Raw genomic sequence first — 20,549 nt, 5'->3', positions numbered from 1 at the left:
ATTCATCGTTTGTTTCCTTATCTTTTGAACTTTCGGCGGTTCACAGATAGGGAGACTCACGATGATTCCCGTAATTGTCAAACTTTATGAGTCCCCCAGCAAAGCTGGGGGGTTACTTATTAGAAATTAAATATACACATAGCTTTACCTGGCATTAATTATGACCGCGTTTTTGAATTACCAATAATAACGGCCGACCAATACACCATAGCTAGAAGTAGCCGTATTCAAGCAAAAACATCGACTCTTATTGAGCATCGAAATACCCAAATAGGAAGTATTCCAAAAATAACAAAAACCACAACAGGCACTGAATTTTATTACGGCTACGGTCGTGCAAAAATAATGGCCTTTACTTTAATGCTTTGCAGTGCCTTTTTTGCTATATTTGCTTACTTTTTCTTTTCTGGTTTTTCGGATTTTTTACCGACAACGACAAGCTTAATGGCTATTTATGTTTACTTGATTGCCTTAGCTCTTTTTCTTGCAGGACTCTTTTTAATAACAAATAGCCTGACTACTAAAATCAATTTAATGGGTGTTAGCAAACAACAACGCATCTTTGGTTTTTTGTTGGAAGAAAAAATAGCGGCTAAAGATATTGTCGATATAATCTCGGAAAAGAATGGTTCATCAACATATGGAAAGACAACTAAAGTTTGGTTTTGTCTAAAACTTCTTACCCGTGAGGGTAAGAATATAGAGATTGGAGATAACTTAGAAGGACAAAGCTATGCCGAGAAAATCAGGCAAGAAATGCTTTCTGCTTTAGGTTTATCTTGGCAAGCAGCCACACTAGAAACCCAAAATACGAACCAGAAAAGACCTATTCCAGCCTGGTTAGGCTTTGGATTACGCTTGATGGGTAAATTATTATCCTATACATTTTTTATTGCTTTTATCTACGATATGTACCTTTTATCTCCTGAAGCCACCGAGTTTATAAGTAAGTTATTCCTTTAAGGAAGAGTTAATTGAAGTAGATATAAAAATTTATGGGGTCATGCACTTATGGCTTGAATTCAGGTTACTAGAAAAATACTATGCTCTTTTTAAGTCAATAAATGCCTAATATAAAATTAAAAACCTTTAATTTTTACCCGTCAATAGGTAAGCACCTTTTTTGTTAAAAACTAGAATATTCCTATAAAAACGAGCCAAAATAGTCTCTTAGAGGTGTTTTCAAAATGTTTTATGCTTTACATAGCTTATGCAAGATGCCCTTTTATGACTTATTTCTAATAATATATTTTATATTTGTGGAAAAACTATGCGGATTCCCCTATAGTGAGAGTCGTTACAGATTTTGTTATTGGTAGTAAAAAATTTATTCCCTCGCATATTTTTCTGAGTTTTCCTCTTGCATCAGCTGTATACAACACTTTATTTTTTAATTTTTAGGTATTAAGTTCTATGGCTACAGGCACAATAAAATGGTTTAACGAGTCCAAAGGTTTTGGTTTTATTTCTCAAGATGATGGCGGTGCAGATGTATTTGTACATTTCAGCGCGATTCAAGGAACGGGCTTCAAGACTTTGAACGAAGGTCAAGCAGTTACTTATGATGTAGAAAACGGTCCTAAAGGTCCTCAAGCAACTAGTGTTGTAGCATCTTAAGTTCGACCTAATCGGTTTACCGAATACATGGAACCTCGCTTAAGCGGGGTTCTTTTTTTGTAACTACAATAAAATTATCACCGCTGGAAAAGGAACACTATTGAAAAGGCTATTTGTTGGCAACTTACCCTCAAACACCACTGTAAAAGAATTTGAAGCCCTATTTGCCCAGTTTGGCACAGTGCGCTCATCTGAACTTATCACTGATATTTTTACCGATGAATGCAAAGGATTTGGCTTTATTGGCATGGAAGGTCATGAATCTCGTGCTGCGATTGCAGGCTTAGATGGCAAAAATTTTAATGGCAACGCTTTAAGAGTAGGCTTTGAATCGCCTAAATCAAGACGTCGCTAGTTTAATAAAATAACGAGCAATAGCCCCTAGAATCACATCAGGGGGCTATGCTTACATACTCTCTCTCATCGTTTCCCCTCCTCTTCTCTAGTACAGCACCTCTTAAATTTGGAATCTAAAAAAATAGTATAAACATTTTTTTAAAAGTGTTACTAGCCTCCTGTACTAAGCTAATTTCTCAATATAATCAATGATAAACTGAATACTGCGCTGACCATTGTATTCATTAATATCTAATTTATAAGCAATTTTTACTTGGCGTAAGCCTAACCAATACTCAGGTCGCTCAACAAAAAAAGCAATCCCATCAATCAGTAACTCTTTTTCGGGTTGACGCAATACTAATTTCAAGTGCTGCTGCCCAACAATCCGCGACTGCACAACATCAAATACCCCATGAAATAACGGCTCAGGAAATTCCTGCCCCCACGGTCCCGCACTCTTTAATAATTCACAAAAGCCAAGCGTCATTTCTGCTTCCGTTAATTCACCATCGCTGTAGACTTTCTGATCCAAATCAACATCCACTAAACGCTGTTTAACGGCTTTATCAAAAGCGAGCATAAACACAGGGTAATCATGTAATTTTATACTTAACCCTGCCGCCATAGCATGACCACCAAACTTAGTCAGCACTTTCGGGTGGGCAACAGCAATATCACTAAGCACATCACGAATATGTACTCCAAGAATAGATCGTGCTGAACCTTTAATTTCACCGTTATCTGCATTAGCAAAAGCAATCACAGGGCGGTTTAAGCGATCTTTAATACGTGATGCCAAAATCCCAATAACCCCCTGATGCCAATCTTCATTATAAATACAGACACCTGCGGCTAAATGCTGCGCATCAAAAGCTTTCATTTCTGCTAATAAAGACATCGCTTCCTGCTTCATTTGCCCTTCAACTTCGCGTCGGTCACTATTCAACTCATCCATTTTCATGGCTAAATTTTTGGCTAACACGGCATCATCAGACATCAAACATTGAATACCAACACTCATATCATCCATACGTCCCGCTGCATTTAGTCGCGGACCAATGGCAAAACCTAAATCCGAAGACGCTAAACTATGCAAATTACGACCCGCTATTTCCACTAGCGCTTTAATGCCTGCGTGCCCTTTACCCGAACGCATACGCAACAAACCTTGATGTACTAAAATTCGATTCACTTGGTCTAACGCCACAACATCCGCAACCGTCCCTAAAGCCACTAGATCTAATAATTGCGCCAAGTTAGGTTCAGTTATTTTATGCTTAATATACCAACCTTGCTCACGTAACCGGCTACGTAATGCCATTAGCACATAAAACATCACCCCTACACCTGCTAAAGCTCGACTTGGAAATTCATCATCGGGTAAATTAGGATTAACAATGGCATCAGCCGCAGGCAACTGCTCGCCCGGCAAATGATGATCGGTCACTAACACTTGCATACCTGATTTTTTCGCCATCTCTACTCCCGCAAGACTAGAGATGCCGTTATCCACAGTAATTAACACATCCGCTTGCTTAGCAATCACGAGCTCGGTAATTTCTGGCGTTAAGCCATAGCCATACTCAAAACGATTAGGCACAATAAAGTCTACCTGCTTAAAACCTAATAATTGCAACCCTAACATAGCTACAGCACAACTTGTCGCACCATCCGCATCAAAATCAGCAACAATCACGACCTTCTTCTGCAAATCAAGCGCAGCAATCAGGTAAGTGACCATTTCTTCCATCCCTGTTAGTAGCCAAGGCGAAGGGAGTTGTGCCAAACCATACTGTAATTCAGTCTCTGATTTAATACCGCGTGCCAAATAAATACGTTTAAGCACAGGATTTATTTCAGCAAGACCTGTTTGCCTAGCTAAAATAGGACGTTCAACAATTTTCTTAGTAAGACCGTGGTAATGCATATTAATTTGTATTATTACTATTTAAAAGACTAGCAATCGGCATAGGCTTACCAAGGTGATAACCTTGAGCATAATCAACACCAATGTCACGCAATTTTTCTAAAATCTGATCATTTTCCACAAATTCTGCAATGGTTTCCAAACCCATAACATGACCAATCTGGTTAATCGATTTGACCATTTCAGAATCAATCGGGTCATCCAACATATCTTTGACAAACATACCGTCAATTTTTAACACATCTACATTTAAATTTTTCAAATAAGCAAACGAAGAAAGGCCACTGCCAAAATCATCTAAAGAAAATTGGCAGCCAAACTTAGATAAAGTATCTATAAATATCGTAGCATCCTGCAAATTTGCTATTGCTGCCGTTTCAGTAATTTCAAACTTAATTTTCTCAGCAGAAACATCACTATTTTCAAACTGATGAATAATATAAGCCAGCACCGTTTCATCACCTAACGATTGACCAGACAAGTTAATGGCAATCGAACCAACATGATGTAATTGATCGGCATGGCAACTTAACCATTGTAAAGTATGATGAACCACCCAACGATCAATACGGGTCGCTGAATTATAACGCTCAGCTGCCGGTAAAAAAGCCCCCGGCGGGACGATTTTCCCATCCTGCATTTTTAAGCGTAATAATACCTCATAGCCAATCTTAAGTTCTTTATTTAGAATAGGCACAATAGGCTGCACATAAAGCAAAAATCGATTATTATCTAGCGCATCACTAATTTCACTACTCCATTTTATCTCTCCTTTACGCTGTTTCAATCGTTCACTATTTTCCGTATGCACTTCAATGCGATTACGTCCTGCATCTTTAGCGGCATAGCAAGCACTATCCACTTGACTTAAAATTTCCTGACTATCTTTAGTATGTTGGTCAATAATCGCTAAACCGATGCTAACGCCAATGGTAAAAGTATGCTCCTCCCAATGAAATCGAAAATCTTCTAATGCATGAATAACATGTTCAGCTGCTTGATTGGCTTGAAAAATACCACAATGCTCCATCAAAATAGCAAATTCATCACCGCCCAAACGCGCCAGAGTATCACGCGCACGAATATTTTTTTGCATTAGACTGCCCACTTGGCGCAATAATTCATCGCCTGCCACATGACCACAAGTATCATTAACCACTTTAAACTGATCCAAATCAAGAAAGCAAAGCGCATGCGAATCCCTTTCTCGCTTAGCCGAATCAACCACACGCTTCAATCTCGCCTCAAACTCACGCCGATTAACCAATCCCGTTAATAAATCATGACTAGCCTGATAATTAATCTCTTCACGTATGCGTTTTGATTCAGTTATATCTTCTTGAATGGCAACAAAATTCGTGATATTGCCCAACTCATCAAACATAGGACAAATATGCTCGCTAGCCCAAAATAACTCACCATTTTTCTTACGATTTTGCAATTCACCACGCCACTCATTACCCGCCAGCAAAGTATCCCATAAATGTTGATAAACGCTTGCTGCAGTATGTCCAGAACTGACGAGACTCAGCTTCTTCCCTAACACTTCATCCGCACTATACCCTGTTATCTCAGTAAACTTTGGATTCACATATTCAACAATCCCTTTTTTATCTGTCATCACTACGCCATTTGGGCTATGCGTCACTACTAAAGAAAGTTTTTCCATTTTTAACCTAGCAACTTTAAGCGTCGTAATATCCTGTGCAAACCCCTCAACGGCTATTACTTTTCCTTGTGTATCAAATAAGGGGGACTCAACAATACGTAAAGTATGTATAGCCCCGTTTTTATGGACTATCTCAAGCTCATAAGGAGGCACGATTTCACCTTGAATCGAGCGCTCAGTATAACTCTGAGCTAAACGATTTAACTCAGTATCAGGTAGGTACGTCGAATAATGCACTAAAAATTCTTCTGGGGTATAGCCTAATATATTTTCAATAGAAGGCCCAACATAAGTAAATACCCCTTTTATATCATGCGCATACATAATATAGTCATCTCTAATGCCCTCGACTAAACGCCGAAATTTACGTTCACTCTCCTTTAACGAAAGAGCTTGCTTACTTATTTTTTCGGTCTTATCTGTCACTTCTTGCCTAATACGCTGCTCACGCCCAGCAATATTTAGTAAAAAGGCACCGGTCAAACTTAAGGCAAAAAAGCTCGCCGTCATCAACCAATAAAGTAACCATGAGGAATATTGATAGGTAAACGCCTGTGTAGGACGATAACTAAATTGCCATTGCCGACTGCTGATATGCAGTATTTTATTAACCACTAAATCTTGATAACCAAAAATCTCAAATGACTCTTTGTTGATAACACTAGTAAACAAAATTCTAGCAGGTTTATCTGTTATATCAGTAATGTCTAACTCTAAATGCTGTTCAAAGGAATTTAATAACTGACCAAACAAATGCTTATAAGTATACATATGTCCTGCTAAAGCGATGATACTATCACCTGAAAAAAGCGGTAAGACACGAACAAAGCGCCTGCCTGGGTGCACTTGCAGCGCCTCTAATATTGGCGGCATAATAACCGAAGCTTTAGTGCGTAACATATAGGCACATAATGCTTCGCGCTCACCAAAGCATAGATGGAAATTATTAACATTCTCTTGTTCCTTCAGAGCAGAGACATACCTCTTGGGAACTTGTGAATATTTAATCACAAAATATCCCTCCCGATTCGCGGCGCGTATAATTTTCCCTTGATTATCTAGCTCAACAATCTCACCATGCTGCTGCTCATAATCCAAGCGTTTATTATCAGGCAAATATTCTATCCATGCCACTGCATCAATATTCTCTTGATAATCCGGAAACTCCGCAATGTAACGATCAAAATCTTTTTGACTTAACTGCTTCTGGTTTTGAAAATAAGCCCGCATAGACCTTAATAAGGTTTCATGCACTTCTAATTCGCCTTTAATCAAAGTATGGGTAATTTCAACATTTGCCGTAAACCTGTTTAACAGCTGCTGCTGCTCAATTGTTCGAGTGTATTGCAAAATAAAAAGCAAAACTAGAAATAACACCGTCATTGGCACAACAACCGTCCCCACTCGGTTACGCCAATTTAATTTAGGTTTAGCGAATAAAATCAGAGTAATAGGGGTAAAGATAACAACACCTAACCCACCGCCGGCCCACCAAACAAGTAAAGAATCTAACCAAGTATCTGCACTCAGAACACCTAACAATAAATCAGCGGTAACGGATAATAAAGCGGGAAAAAAGGAGGCAACAACCCCTGCTATCAGAAAAAATTTAAGAATATCTCGGTCATGAATTAATAATGTTGGCCACAGTTTAAATTTAACTAATAGATATTTTCCTAGCCAAGCATGAAACATTGCTTGCCCACCAATAATGACACATAGCAAAATAGCCGCATGATTATCCAGACCAATTAAACCTACGGCAACAAGAAAGTCACCTAAAAACACCCCAGGCAATAACCGATAGCCCCAAATCAAGACTGCCCCTAAAGCTATGCCTGCTGGTACCCATAAAGGGGTGACACCGCTAGGTGGCAGGGACAACATAAGTGTAAGCTGCCCAGCAATAAAATAACAAATAACTAGCAGTATATTGCCTATCAACACATTTCTAATCATTTTCAATTACAAAATCCTTAAGTAATTACTAGGCCGAAAAGTAAGGGGAATATCACAGATAAGTATAACAAAAGCTTGCACGTTAATAATTAACTTTATTCGACCACTGCCAGTAGGTATATAACTACAAGCTACACAACTACTTTCTAGCACAGCTCTGAAAAACAAGCTGAATTAAAATCATATTGTATCCTCACCCCCTTGTTTTTAATTCAAGCCCCAAAATAGTGCAAAAGCATTAACAATCGCACTTAAAAGTTGCATAACATAAACAGTTGTTTTATTAAACTAAGACTCTACGCTCCACCAATATAGGAAAATAAATAATTATATCAGCCACCTACAGTATCTACATTATTACTGGTATGGTTATTGCTTAAACCTTATAAAATATAATTACCTTAACCCATACTCAAAGAGAAATACTAATGTCTTATTTAGAACCCACTGAATTTGTCACAAAAATGGTTGATGCTGGTGAAGCAAAAGTTTATATGTCAACTAAAGATACTTTGATTCGTGCTTTTATGGCGGGAGCTACTTTAGCACTTGCAGCTATCTTTGCTATTACAGTAGCCGTAAAAACAGGCTCACCTTTATTAGGCGCCATACTTTTTCCTGTTGGGTTCATTATGCTATACCTGATGAAATTTGACTTATTAACTGGAGTTTTTACACTCGTTCCACTTGCATGGCTAGACAAAAGGCCGGGTGTCACAGTCAACCAAATATTACGCAACTGGGGCTTAGTGTTCTTGGGTAACTTCGCCGGCGCCTTAACTGTTGCCTTTATGATGTCTTTTATTTTGACTGTAGGGTATAACACCGACGGCGGTCTAATCGCCGAAAAAGTAGGTAAAATTGGCGAAGCGAGAACCTTAGGTTATAAAGCTCATGGCATTGGTGGATGGGTAACTATTTTTATTCGCGGCATGCTATGTAACTGGATGGTCTCAATGGGTGTGGTCGGCGCGATGATTTCTACCTCCGCAACCGGAAAAATGCTGGCCATGTGGATGCCAATTATGCTGTTCTTTTTTATGGGTTTTGAGCATTCCATTGTCAATATGTTCTTATTCCCCTTTTCAATGATTATGGGCGGCGGTTTTACGATAATGGACTATTTAATTTGGAATGAGCTGCCTACTGTATTAGGCAATATGATTGGCGGCTTTGTATTCGTTGGTTTACCTCTGTATTACACTCATGTACGTACAAACCCAGAACGTAATTTAAAATAATATATTTATAACAATCAAAGCCTCAATTCTATAAAACTGAGGCTTTTTTGTTTTCTCACCCACTTTTAAGTACTCATCATATGACTTGCAAATGTCCAGTCAATTAAAAATATCTATAGGACAGTATTCTGACAAAGGCCGTAAAAAGATCAATCAGGATTTTCATGGGGTGTCTATCCCCGAAGAACCACAATTAACGTCAAAAGGTATTGCCATCGCTTTAGCAGATGGCATCAGTAGTAGTGATGTAGGGCAAGTCGCCAGCCAAGCAAGTGTTACCGGTTTTTTAGAAGACTACTTCTGCACCTCAGAAGCATGGTCGGTCAAAAAATCAGCACACCAAGTATTAAGTGCAACCAATTCTTGGCTGCATTCACAAACCCAACAAGGCCAACACCGCTTCAATAAAAATCGCGGCTATGTTTGCACCTTAAGCGCCATGATTATCAAATCGAACACGGCACATACTTTTCATTTAGGTGATACTCGCATTTACCGCCTGCGCAACCATAGCCTAGAACAATTAACCAAAGACCATCGGCTGTGGGTTTCTGAAGATAAAAGCTACCTCAGTCGCGCTATGGGTATGCATGAACGCCTTGAACTTGATTATAAAACGCTACCCATAGATAAAGGTGATATTTTTCTGTTGACGACCGACGGTATCTACGAGTTTGTTAGTACAAACTTTATGGTTGATACGATTCATGCGCAGAGCCATAACCTAGATAATGCGGCTAAAATGATTGTCGAAAAAGCTTACCAACAAGGAAGTGATGATAACCTGACTGTACAGGTTATCCGCATTGATGAACTCCCGACACAAGATGCCGATGAAATTTATCAACAGCTCACCGAACTGCCCTTCCCCCCTATACTAGAAGCAAGAGCAGCGTTTGACGGTTATAAAATTATCCGGAAATTACATGCCAGTAGTCGTAGCCACATTTACCTAGCTATTGATATTGATACCAACCGGCAGATTGTTCTTAAAACACCCTCGGTTGACCTACAAGGAGACCCTGCCTATTTAGAAAGATTTCTGCTGGAGGAATGGATTGCACGCCGTATGAGTAGCACTCACGTGCTCAAACCCTGCTTACAAATACGTAAACGTAACTTTTTATATATCGTCACCGAATTTATTGAAGGCCAGACATTAACCCAGTGGATGATTGACAATCCTAGACCGAAAGTAGAAACCGTACGTAATATTGTTGAGCAAATTGCTAAAGGCTTACGTGCATTTCACCGCTTAGAAATGGTACATCAAGACCTCAGACCTGAAAATATCATGATTGATAGCACAGGCACAGTAAAAATAATTGACTTTGGCGCCACTAAAGTAGCAGGTATTGAAGAAATCAGTAGTCCAATTAAACATGCCAACCGACTCGGTACAGCTCAATACACAGCGCCAGAGTATATGCTTGGCGAATTGGGCAGTTCACGCTCAGACCTGTTTTCTTTAGGCGTTATTACCTATCAAATGCTGACCGGCAAGCTGCCTTATGGTACTCAAGTAGCAAAAACCACAACGAAAGCAGAACAAAAAAAATTAAAATATACGGCTATTCCTGAGGGCAGCGGCATTCCACTTTGGGTTGATGAGGCAATCAGAAAAGCACTACTGCCTGAACCTTATAAACGTTATCAGGAAATATCTGAATTTATTTATGATCTGCGCCATCCAAATAAAGAGTTTATCAATAAAACTCGCCCTCCATTAATGGAACGAGACCCCGTTATTTTTTGGAAAAGCATTTCTTTTATTTTACTGATCATTATTATGTTAATTTTGGTTGTAAGATAACGAGTTTCTTCCTCTCTGATCTCTGTCATCATGATGTCATATAACTATTGTATTTTCTTAAATTAAGAAAATACGAGCAAATAATATGTCTGAGCTAAAAAAACAACTAGTCACAATCATCGAAGAAAAACAATTAACCTCTTTATTTCAACCGATCGTCTCTCTCGCTGCTCAACAAGTTTTCTCTTTTGAAGCCTTAATTCGTGGTCCATCTAATAGTATTTTCCACAACCCGATTAGCTTATTCAGCTGCGCTGAACAATTTGATCTCACCATAGAATTAGAACATGCCTGCCGCAAAGCCAGCATACGTCAATACGCGCAGCTCAACTTAAAGCATAAGTTATTTTTAAATGTCAGTCCTAATGTATTATTACATCCAGATTTTAAAAAAGGCGAAACGCTACGCTTCCTTAAAGATAATAATATTTCACCCGATTCTGTCGTTATTGAAATCACAGAACAACAGCCGATTGATGATTTCAATATTATGCGCACAGCACTCAATCATTATCGTGATATGGGCTTTCAAATAGCGCTAGATGATTTAGGGGCTGGCTATTCTAGTCTACGTGTTTGGACTGAATTAATGCCGGATTATGTCAAAATAGACAGGCATTTTATTGAAAATATTGACCAAGACTCGGTAAAACTTAACTTTGTGCGCTCCATACAAAGCATGGCGACGGCAAGTAATTGTCAAGTCATTGCCGAAGGTATAGAGACAGAAGCAGAATATCTTACTATTGAAGCTCTGGGCATTACCTTTGGCCAGGGGTATTATTTCGCACGCCCTTGTGCTCAACCAGAAACAGAAATTGCCCCGCATTTATTTAGCAATTCAAAGGTAAATCAAGCTAAGCCTATCAGTAAGCACTCTAAACTTATTGAAGAAATCATTAAAACGACCCCACCGACTAAACCCGAAACAACGGTTAAAAGTGTACTTAATTTATTTCAAAAAGAAACACAGCTAGAATTTTTACCTATTGTTAAGGATGGTTTTTGTAGCGGTATTATTTATAGAGATCAATTTTTAATTAAGCTATTTTCTAGTCAATTTGGTATTGAACTACACGGAAAACAGGCGATTAGCTTATTCTTAATTAACCCTGTACAGTCCTTTGATAAAAATACCGCCATTGAACAAGTCAGTCAAAAATTAACACATCACTTACGTAATGACCATACTTTTATTATTACGCATAAAGGTAATTATTTAGGTACAGGAACCGTTATTGACTTACTTGAAGAAATAACTAAGCAACAAGTAAAAAGTGCGCAACATGCCAACCCTCTCACTTTATTACCTGGCATTACCCCCATTAATGAAAAGATTAATTTTTTCTTACATGAAAAACAGCCATTTGCTATTGCCTACTTTGATTTAGACCATTTCAAACCCTTTAACGATCACTATGGCTATAATGCAGGCGATGAGGCTATTAAATTAGTATCCCGACTTATACAAGAAAATATGGATAGTGAAATGGATTTTATCGGGCATATTGGCGGCGATGATTTTATTGTTATCGCTCGACATCATCATTGGCAGGAAAAGTGTCAAGCAATTCTAAAAGCCTTTGAACAGCAAGCTCCGCAATATTACACAGAAAAAGACCGTATAAATAAAGGAATTCATGGCCATAACCGTCAAGGTAAAGCTTGTTTTTTTCCTTTACTAAGCTTATCTATCGGCATCGTAGCACCAGAAGCCGCAAGCAGCTGCTCTTCGCATATAGAAATAGCAGATATAGCAAGCGAGGCTAAACATCAAGCAAAGTTACTACCCGGTAATAGCTATTTTATTAATCGCCGCATGCCTGAATCTGTAAAGCCAGAAGCTAAAGTACATACGTTTTCTACTCAAGAAAAGCATTTGCAATTGGTTAACTAAGAAACAGATAACTTCTCATTACCCACAGATATTTGAGGCATTCACGTCATAGCGCAGGATGTGCTAACGATGTGATGCGCTTCCTATCGACAGACTAATGACTGAGCCCTATTATGGCCAAATTATTTTATGCGTGCTCCTTAACGATTCAGCCGGTTATCAATAATACTTTGCACAACGTCAGGATCAGCTAAAGTTGAAGTATCACCTAAAGTATCAACCTCATTGGCCGCAATTTTGCGCAAAATTCGGCGCATAATTTTACCTGAACGGGTTTTAGGTAACTGTGCTGACCACTGAATTAAATCAGGGCTCGCAATCGGGCCAATATCAGCACGCACCAATTTAACCAGTTCTTTTTTTAGCTCTTCAGTCCCTTCAATTCCCACATGTAACGTGACATAAGCATAAATTCCCTGCCCTTTGATAGCATGTGGATAACCAACAACTGCCGTTTCAGCCACTAAAGGATGCTCATCAATTGCACTTTCTACTTCAGCAGTTCCCATGCGATGCCCTGAGACATTAATCACATCATCAACACGACCTGTAATCCAGTAATAACCTCGTTCATCACGCCTTGCACCATCACCGGTAAAATAATAGCCAGGATAATTTTTAAAATAGGTATCAATAAAACGCTGGTGATCACCATAAATACTACGTGCTTGTCCTGGCCAAGGACGCTCCATCACTAATACACCTTCAGTATCATCTTCTATTACTTGACCTTTATTACTTAAAATAGCAGGTTTAACACCAAAAAAAGGTCTTGTTGCTGAACTCGGTATTAATTCGGTTGCGCCCGGTAATGGGGTAATTAAAATTCCACCTGTTTCAGTTTGCCACCAAGTATCAACAATGGGGCAATTTTCCTTACCCACCAATTCGTAATACCATTCCCACGCTTCTGGGTTAATTGGCTCTCCTACCGAGCCCAACACGCGCAAACTACTGCGGCTGGTATTTTCTAAATATTGATCACCTTGCGCCATTAATGCTCTCAGTGCCGTTGGTGCGGTATAGAAAATATTCACTTGATGTTTATCCACCACCTGCCAAAATCGACTCGCATCCGGATAAGTTGGTACACCTTCAAACAATAAAGTCGTCGCGCCATTACATAAAGGGCCGTAAATCATGTAAGTATGGCCGGTAATCCAACCTATATCTGCGGTACACCAATAGATTTCACCTTCTTGGTAATCAAAGATATATTTATGTGTCATTGCCGCATAGAGCAAATAGCCACCCGTTGTATGCAATAAGCCCTTAGGTTGTCCTGTAGAACCTGAGGTATATAAAATAAACAAAGGATCTTCAGCATCCATCCATTCGGGTTCGCACTCTGCTGAAACTTCAGACATGGCTTGGTGATACCAAATATCACAAGCATCATTCCATGCGACTATATTACCGCTATTCTTAATAACAATAACACTTTCTATGCTAGGGCAAGAAGCAATGGCTTTATCTACTGTCGCTTTAATAGGAATGATTTTACCACCCCGATAGCCTTCATCCGCACAGACAACTAACTTACAATCAGAATCATTCACCCGATCCTTTAAAGCTTCCGCAGAAAACCCACCGAAGACAATCGAATGCACTGCCCCGATACGGGTACACGCTAAAATAACGACAGCAGATTCGATAATCATCGGTAAATAAATACACACCCGATCACCTTTTTTCACCCCATGTACTTTTAAGACATTGGCAAATCGACACACTTCTTGATGCAATTCGCAGTAAGTCATTTTTTTGTCATTAGCTGGGTCATCGCCCTCCCAAATCAATGCGACTTGATCACCTCGTGTTGCTAAATGTCTGTCGAGACAATTCACGCTAACATTAAGTTGCCCGCCTTCAAACCATTTAATTTCACCTTTAGGGTAGTCATATTCAAGCACCTTATCCCAAGGTTTTTGCCAGTCTAAAAATTTATCAGCTTGCTCAGCCCAAAAAATTTCAGGTTGTTCTATTGATTGTTGATATAAGGCTAAATATTGCTCATTATTAATATGTGCGTTTTTAGCAATATGATCTTTTACTGGGTGAATCTGATGTTCGTAGGTTTGATGCTCTGTCATAAATAGTTTTCCTTGTTTCTACCCGCTTAGAATATATTGTAGGATGCGCTGAGGAACGAAGCGCTTCCTATCGTCAGCACACCCTACGCTATGGCGTGAATATCTTAAATACCTGTGGATTTAGAAAAAACCTAATGGATTTATATCATAACTCACTAACATATTCTTAGTTTGCTGGTAATGATCTAGCATCATTTTATGTGTTTCACGACCTACACCAGATTTTTTATAACCACCAAACGCAGCATGAGCCGGGTAATGATGATAACAATTCGTCCACACACGCCCCGCTTGAATGCCACGTCCCATACGGTAAGCAAGGTTCATATCGCGTGTCCATACACCTGCACCTAAACCAAACTCAGAATCATTAGCAATTTCTAAGGCTTCTGCTTCATCTTTAAAAGTAGTAACAGATACAAAAGGTCCAAAAATTTCTTCTTGAAAAATTCGCATTTTATTATGTCCTTTCATAATTGTCGGTTGAATATAATAGCCATTGCCATATTCACCTTCTAATAATTCAGCTTGCCCGCCTATGAGAACTTCAGCGCCTTCCTGCTTACCAATCTCAACATATGCCATAATTTTATCGAATTGCTGTTTTGATGCCTGAGCACCGACCATAGTTTCTGTATCTAGTGGATTACCCCGTTTAATTTTGCCCGCACGCTCGATTACTTTTGCAATAAAGGCATCATAGATCGATTCTTGCACCAATAAACGTGATGGACAAGAGCAGACTTCACCTTGATTAAAAAAGGCTAATACAGCACCCTCGACTGCTTTACTTACAAATTCATCTTCTTGATCTAAGACATCAGCAAAAAATACATTAGGTGATTTCCCGCCTAATTCTACAGTAGAGGGAATGATATTTTCAGCAGCACATTTCATAATATGCGAACCAACAGGCGTTGAACCAGTAAAGGCAATTTTAGCAATGCGTGTGCTAGTCGCTAACGCTTGCCCTGCTTCTTTACCAAAACCATTAACAATATTGATGACGCCCGCCGGTAATAAATCAGCAATTACTTCCATCAAAACTAAAATAGAGGCAGGGGTTTGCTCAGCTGGTTTCATGACCACACAATTACCCGCTGCCAAGGCAGGAGCTAATTTCCAACACGCCATTAATAATGGAAAATTCCATGGAATAATTTGTCCAACAACACCTAATGGTTCATGAAAGTGATAAGCCACGGTATTTTCATCTATTTCACCAATAGACCCTTCTTGCGCACGTAAGCAACCTGCAAAATAACGAAAATGATCTATAGCTAAAGGCACATCAGCCGCCAAGGTTTCACGTACCGCTTTACCATTATCCCAAGTTTCAGCAACCGCGAGCTTTTCTAAGTTTTCTTCCATACGGTCTGCAACTTTTAACAAAGTATTTGATCGTTCTGTGACTGACTTTTTACCCCAAGCATCCTTTGCTGCATGAGCTGCATCTAATGCTAATTCAATATCTTCTTCCGTTGAACGCGGGACCTCGCAAAAGACTTGCCCATTAACAGGGCTTATATTCTCAAAATATTGATTTTTAACAGGCGCAACCCACTCTCCCCCGATAAAATTTCCATAACACGTTTTAAAATCAACTTTACTATCTAATTTATTGGGTGCTGCGTAAATCATTTGTATTAACTCCACTAGAGTAATTATTCAAAAAATAAGTCAAAATATTCCACCTTAAGGAATGAGGCTATGAGGCTGTTGTTTACTGCCAAAGGCTGCATAAAGGCTTCCTCACTTTCCTCATTGCTTCTACTAAATCTTGTATCGAAGCAGCTTCATAGCCTTTCTCCCAAAACACTTGCCCGGCTTTATCCAGTACCTCCTCTGTATCAAAAGCTTTAATTCTTGCCATAAATCATCATAATTCATTTAAGAATGATCGGTCAAAAATTAAAAGAGACGCTTTAAATAATTATCAAAAACACTCTATATTTTTACGCACCCTCAGTGCTATCTTTTGCTAAAATAACTAAACTTAAAATGTATTCATCAACCGCATAAGAATAAACCTATGACGAATTTCTCGCTTACTGCAATTTCCCCTATCGATGGCCGCTATGCTAACAAAGTTAAAGCTTTACGCCCTATTTTTAGTGAATATGGATTAATTCGTTTTAGGGTTCAAGTCGAAGTTCGCTGGTTACAAGCTTTGGCAGAGCATACACAAATAACTGAAGTCCCTGCCTTTAGCACAGCAGCGAATCAGCTACTTAATGCCATTGTGACAGACTTTTCTGAAGCCGATGCGCAACGCGTTAAAGATATTGAAAGCACGACTAATCACGATGTTAAAGCCGTTGAATATTTTCTAAAGGAAAAAATTGCTCATAACGCTGAATTAAACGCAGTAAGCGAATTTATTCATTTTGCTTGTACTTCAGAAGATATTAACAATCTTTCTTATGCCTTAATGCTCAAAGAAGGCCGTGTAGCAATTCTGCCACAAATTACTGACTGCATTGAGGCACTAAGAAACTTAGCGCATGACAATGCAGCTCAGCCGATGCTGTCACGTACACACGGTCAATCAGCCAGCCCTACAACAGCTGGTAAAGAGTTTGCGAACGTAGTTGCCCGTATGCTGCGTCAAAAAGACCAATTTGAAGCGGTTGAAATTTTAGGTAAAATCAACGGTGCGGTAGGAAATTATAATGCGCATGCCGTGGCTTATCCTGAAATAGATTGGCAAGAATTTTCTAAAAACTTTGTACAGTCTTTGGGGTTATTTTGGAATGCTTACACCATTCAAATTGAACCGCATGATTATATTGCTGAGTACTTCCATGCCTTATCGCGTTTTAATACTATTTTATTAGACTTTGACCGTGATATTTGGGGCTATATTTCTCAAGGTTTCTTTAAGCAAAAAACCATTGCGGGTGAAATTGGTTCATCAACCATGCCACATAAAGTCAACCCGATTGATTTTGAAAATTCAGAAGGTAATATTGGTTTAGCCAATGCCCTATTCCATCATTTAGCAGAGAAATTACCGGTTTCTCGCTGGCAACGTGATTTAACTGATTCAACTGTTTTACGTAATATCGGTGTAGGTATTGCCCATACCAGTATTGCCATTCAAGCCACTTTAAAAGGTATTTCTAAACTAGAAATTAATGCAGATATTATTGATGCAGATTTGGCGGCTAACTTAGAAGTTCTCGCTGAACCTGTACAAACAGTGATGCGCCGTTACGGTATCGAAAAGCCTTATGAGAAATTAAAAGAATTAACTCGTGGACAACGTATTACTAATGAAGACATGCAAACCTTTATCAATAACTTAGAAATTCCTGAAGAAGCTAAACAAGTGTTACGTGAATTATCTCCGCGTAGTTACACAGGTTATGCGGAAAAATTAGCGTCAGAAATTTAAGCTTATTGGCCGGTTGGGTTGAAACAACATCACCCCAACCGACACAACTTTTTGTAATTCCTATCACTTATGATTAATAGACGTAACTTCTCATTTTTAACGGGTGCTAAAGCGTGTTGTAGGATGTGCCGAGGAACGAAGCGCATCACATAAACGATACGCTTCCTATTGTCAGCACATCCTACGCTATGGCGTTAATATCTTAAATACCTATGAATAATGAGAAGTTACTAATAGACAGAGTTCATACAAGGCAAAAATCCATCATTAATTTAATTAGCTTGTGTATTACTATTTATAGTTTCATTAACTTTAAGTTCTGGTTCCGTTGCAGTCCAATATATGAGCTCTAAAGCACCATCATTATGCTCCACAACAGCACTACAACTTTCCACAAAATCTCCCGTGTTTATATATATAAAATTATCCATATTTTTTATTTCTGCATGATGTATATGACCGCAAATCACACCATCGAGATGTTTATCTTTTAGTGTACTGACGATACTTTCTTCATAATCAGAAATAAATTGCACTGCATTTTTTACTTTAAACTTAACATAAGCTGCGAGAGAGAAGTTTGATTGTATGCCCAATACCTTCCTTACTAAACGAAGTACCCTATTAACCCAAAGCAAAAAGTCATAACCATCATTACCTATCTTCGCAATCCATTTATGGCATTGTGCAATCGTATCGTATTCATCACCATGGACAATGAGAAATTTCTTCCCGTCAGCTGTTGTATGCACATCTGTTTTTTTGACTGTAATGTCACCAAACACATAATTATCATATTCTCTAACATTTTCATCATGATTTCCGGGAATATAAGTGATTCTAGTACCACGTCGCGCCTTACGTAACAGTTTTTGAATGACTGTATTATGATCGGTAGGCCAATACATTTTCTTAGAAAGCGACCAAAAATCAATAATATCGCCGACTAAATAAAGCGCTTCACTCTCGTTGTGTTTTAGAAAGTCGAGTAGCACATCCGCCTGACATTGAGTGGAGCCCAAATGTAAATCTGAAATCCAGATGGTTCGATAGGTATTATTCATAATCAAACTCTTAAATTGTATTGCAAGAAAATAATTTTTATTGCCAAAATTGGCTACCAAAACAATTTAAAGATTACCAGATAGAGATGAATTTTATATTACAGCATGTATTACCTCACCTAAATTCAGCTAATAACACTAAATCCCCGCTACTTTATCTGCAGTACCTCCCTACCAATAGATATTAATAAACCCTGAATAATTGCTGTATTTGCTCAAACTCATGCAGATAAGGTTTTGCCACTTCATGATTAGCGGCGATAACCACTAAATCATGCGAAAAAACCGAGGTGTTATACCAATTAAAACTGCCATCAATAACAATATAGTCATCAATGATGCAGTACTTAGAATGAATCGGCGAATAGGGTACGGGATGGTCGTCTTGTCCATAAACTAGACCAACATTCACTCCCGAATTTCTCAATCGTTCGATAACAGGTAAAAGCGGTCGATTTAACTCGTCTTCCATACTGCGCTCAACGCCAATTTTTCCTTGTCTGGCTAAATGGCCATTAAAGAGTATATGTACATACACGCCTCTATTTTTGGCATTAATTAAGGCACAAATAACACTATCATTATAATTACCCAGTAATTCACCAATAAGAAATAAACTAATTTTAATGGAATATTTAGCCCGATTAATTTCAGCCAAAATAGCATGATGGGGCAGATAATTTTCGCCACTTTGCATGGTATGTCGACCAAAGGTATATAGTAAATTGAAATGACTGAATGGATCTATGCCGTAGCGTTGAATAACGCCACCGCGTTGACTTTGAAAAATATTATCCAGTAAGCGACACACCCCTTTAGAGTGAAAAGTCATACCTGACTCCCAATTAGCCCACCAGCGCTCAAATGTAATATTGAACGAACCTAAGATGCAGTCTTCATCATTAAAAATGATAAATTTAGTATGCATATCAGGTTCCACTTCAATTAAAGGGTGATCAGGACTGCAAACAACCCCAATAAGTTCAATCTTTGCACGTTTTAGGCGCGCGTAATTATGGCTATTGGTCATTGTCATTTTACGCCAATCGACAAGGCATTGAACTAACACGCCCTGCTCGCTGGCATTAACTAAATGATTGGCAAAATCGTAATCATCAATACAATCGACACTCACTTTAATGGTGCAAAGTCGATCAGGGGCATTGTGCTTGCTACTAATTACCTTATCAATCAAGTCATGGATATAACGTTTAGGATGGTACGGATGGTTAGGCTGACCTTTAGTAAATTTAGGGACTAGGTGTAAAGATTCAAAATGATGATTGATCCAATCGACATCACTTTGCAGCTCATGAGCTTGTAACTCATAAGTTCGATAATGATTCGCAGTTGAGTGAGTCGCACTTATATCTCGATATTGTGGTATATCTGGATCACCTTGCAGTTAACGGTGTCCGCAACAATACATAAGATGGTAGACATACATCAAATCTATGGGTGATAATAAGTTTCCTAAGGTGTAAAAACCAACTTTTACGGAATTCAATTGCACGAAAAAGTGGCGCTCAGAGG

General features: G+C 38.7%; 13 protein-coding genes and 1 pseudogene. 7 read left to right on the top strand and 7 right to left on the bottom strand.

Annotated features, from left to right (window positions below; translation table 11 throughout):
• The first annotated feature begins 345 nt into the window (after positions 1–345).
• The 3 genes from BQ7314_RS03545 to BQ7314_RS03535 all read left to right on the top strand — a co-directional run bounded on the left by BQ7314_RS03545 (position 346) and on the right by BQ7314_RS03535 (position 1,972).
• Positions 346–963, top strand: a complete 618-nt coding sequence (locus BQ7314_RS03545) for a hypothetical protein (protein WP_174482336.1) — start codon at positions 346–348, stop codon at positions 961–963.
• Positions 964–1,413: 450 nt separating this feature from the next.
• Positions 1,414–1,617 (top strand): cold-shock protein, encoded by a 204-nt coding sequence (locus BQ7314_RS03540; RefSeq protein ID WP_174482335.1) that lies wholly within the window; start codon positions 1,414–1,416, stop codon positions 1,615–1,617.
• 100 nt (positions 1,618–1,717) lie between these two features.
• Entirely contained in the window at positions 1,718–1,972 is a 255-nt protein-coding gene (locus BQ7314_RS03535; RefSeq protein WP_174482334.1) for an RNA recognition motif domain-containing protein, read from the top strand.
• A gap of 165 nt (positions 1,973–2,137) precedes the next feature.
• On the opposite strand, the gene recJ is transcribed toward BQ7314_RS03535, so the two are convergent.
• Together recJ and BQ7314_RS03525 are read right to left on the bottom strand one after the other, a co-directional pair.
• The gene (gene recJ, locus BQ7314_RS03530; protein WP_174482333.1) at positions 2,138–3,883 is read right to left on the bottom strand and encodes a single-stranded-DNA-specific exonuclease RecJ; all 1,746 of its coding nucleotides are present in this window, start codon (positions 3,881–3,883) and stop codon (positions 2,138–2,140) included.
• Position 3,884: 1 nt separating this feature from the next.
• Positions 3,885–7,511: an EAL domain-containing protein gene (locus BQ7314_RS03525; protein WP_174482332.1), complete on the bottom strand. Its 3,627-nt coding sequence runs from the start codon at positions 7,509–7,511 to the stop codon at positions 3,885–3,887.
• A 428-nt stretch (positions 7,512–7,939) separates the two neighbouring features.
• Here BQ7314_RS03525 and BQ7314_RS03520 point away from each other — a divergent pair, with 428 nt between their 5' ends.
• The 3 genes from BQ7314_RS03520 (at position 7,940) to BQ7314_RS03510 (ending at position 12,462) form a co-directional block, all read left to right on the top strand.
• Positions 7,940–8,752 (top strand): formate/nitrite transporter family protein, encoded by an 813-nt coding sequence (locus BQ7314_RS03520; RefSeq protein WP_174482331.1) that lies wholly within the window; start codon positions 7,940–7,942, stop codon positions 8,750–8,752.
• Between the two features lie 91 nt (positions 8,753–8,843).
• The gene (locus BQ7314_RS03515) at positions 8,844–10,565 is read left to right on the top strand and encodes a bifunctional protein-serine/threonine kinase/phosphatase (RefSeq protein WP_174482330.1); all 1,722 of its coding nucleotides are present in this window, start codon (positions 8,844–8,846) and stop codon (positions 10,563–10,565) included.
• 85 nt (positions 10,566–10,650) lie between these two features.
• Positions 10,651–12,462 carry a GGDEF domain-containing protein gene (locus BQ7314_RS03510; RefSeq protein WP_174482329.1) on the top strand — a complete coding sequence of 604 codons (1,812 nt, stop codon included), beginning with the start codon at positions 10,651–10,653 and terminating at the stop codon, positions 12,460–12,462.
• 140 nt (positions 12,463–12,602) lie between these two features.
• On the opposite strand, the gene acs is transcribed toward BQ7314_RS03510, so the two are convergent.
• The 3 genes from acs to BQ7314_RS03495 form a co-directional block, all read right to left on the bottom strand.
• Entirely contained in the window at positions 12,603–14,555 is a 1,953-nt protein-coding gene (gene acs, locus BQ7314_RS03505; protein WP_174482328.1) for an acetate--CoA ligase, read from the bottom strand.
• Positions 14,556–14,675: 120 nt separating this feature from the next.
• A complete protein-coding gene (gene exaC / locus BQ7314_RS03500; protein WP_174482327.1) occupies positions 14,676–16,196 on the bottom strand; it encodes an acetaldehyde dehydrogenase ExaC in 1,521 nt (506 codons plus the stop codon).
• An 82-nt stretch (positions 16,197–16,278) separates the two neighbouring features.
• Positions 16,279–16,428, bottom strand: coding sequence for a hypothetical protein (locus BQ7314_RS03495; protein ID WP_174482326.1), 150 nt, complete (start codon positions 16,426–16,428; stop codon positions 16,279–16,281).
• A gap of 159 nt (positions 16,429–16,587) precedes the next feature.
• On the opposite strand from BQ7314_RS03495, the gene purB reads away from it, so the two are divergent.
• Positions 16,588–17,952 (top strand): adenylosuccinate lyase, encoded by a 1,365-nt coding sequence (gene purB / locus BQ7314_RS03490; protein WP_174482325.1) that lies wholly within the window; start codon positions 16,588–16,590, stop codon positions 17,950–17,952.
• A gap of 272 nt (positions 17,953–18,224) precedes the next feature.
• Here purB and BQ7314_RS03485 read toward each other — a convergent pair whose 3' ends face one another.
• Complete coding sequence (locus BQ7314_RS03485; RefSeq protein WP_174482324.1) at positions 18,225–19,016, bottom strand: UDP-2,3-diacylglucosamine diphosphatase; 792 nt, start codon at positions 19,014–19,016, stop codon at positions 18,225–18,227.
• 184 nt (positions 19,017–19,200) lie between these two features.
• Positions 19,201–20,400: pseudogene (locus BQ7314_RS03480) on the bottom strand (phospholipase D-like domain-containing protein); the annotation flags it as partial.
• Positions 20,401–20,549: the final 149 nt, after the last annotated feature.

It is taken from the genome of methanotrophic endosymbiont of Bathymodiolus puteoserpentis (Logatchev) (assembly GCF_900128525.1).
Classification (GTDB): Bacteria; Pseudomonadota; Gammaproteobacteria; order Methylococcales; family Methylomonadaceae; genus Methyloprofundus.
Note: the sequence above shows the minus strand (reverse complement) of the source record. Positions and strands in the feature narration are given on the sequence as shown.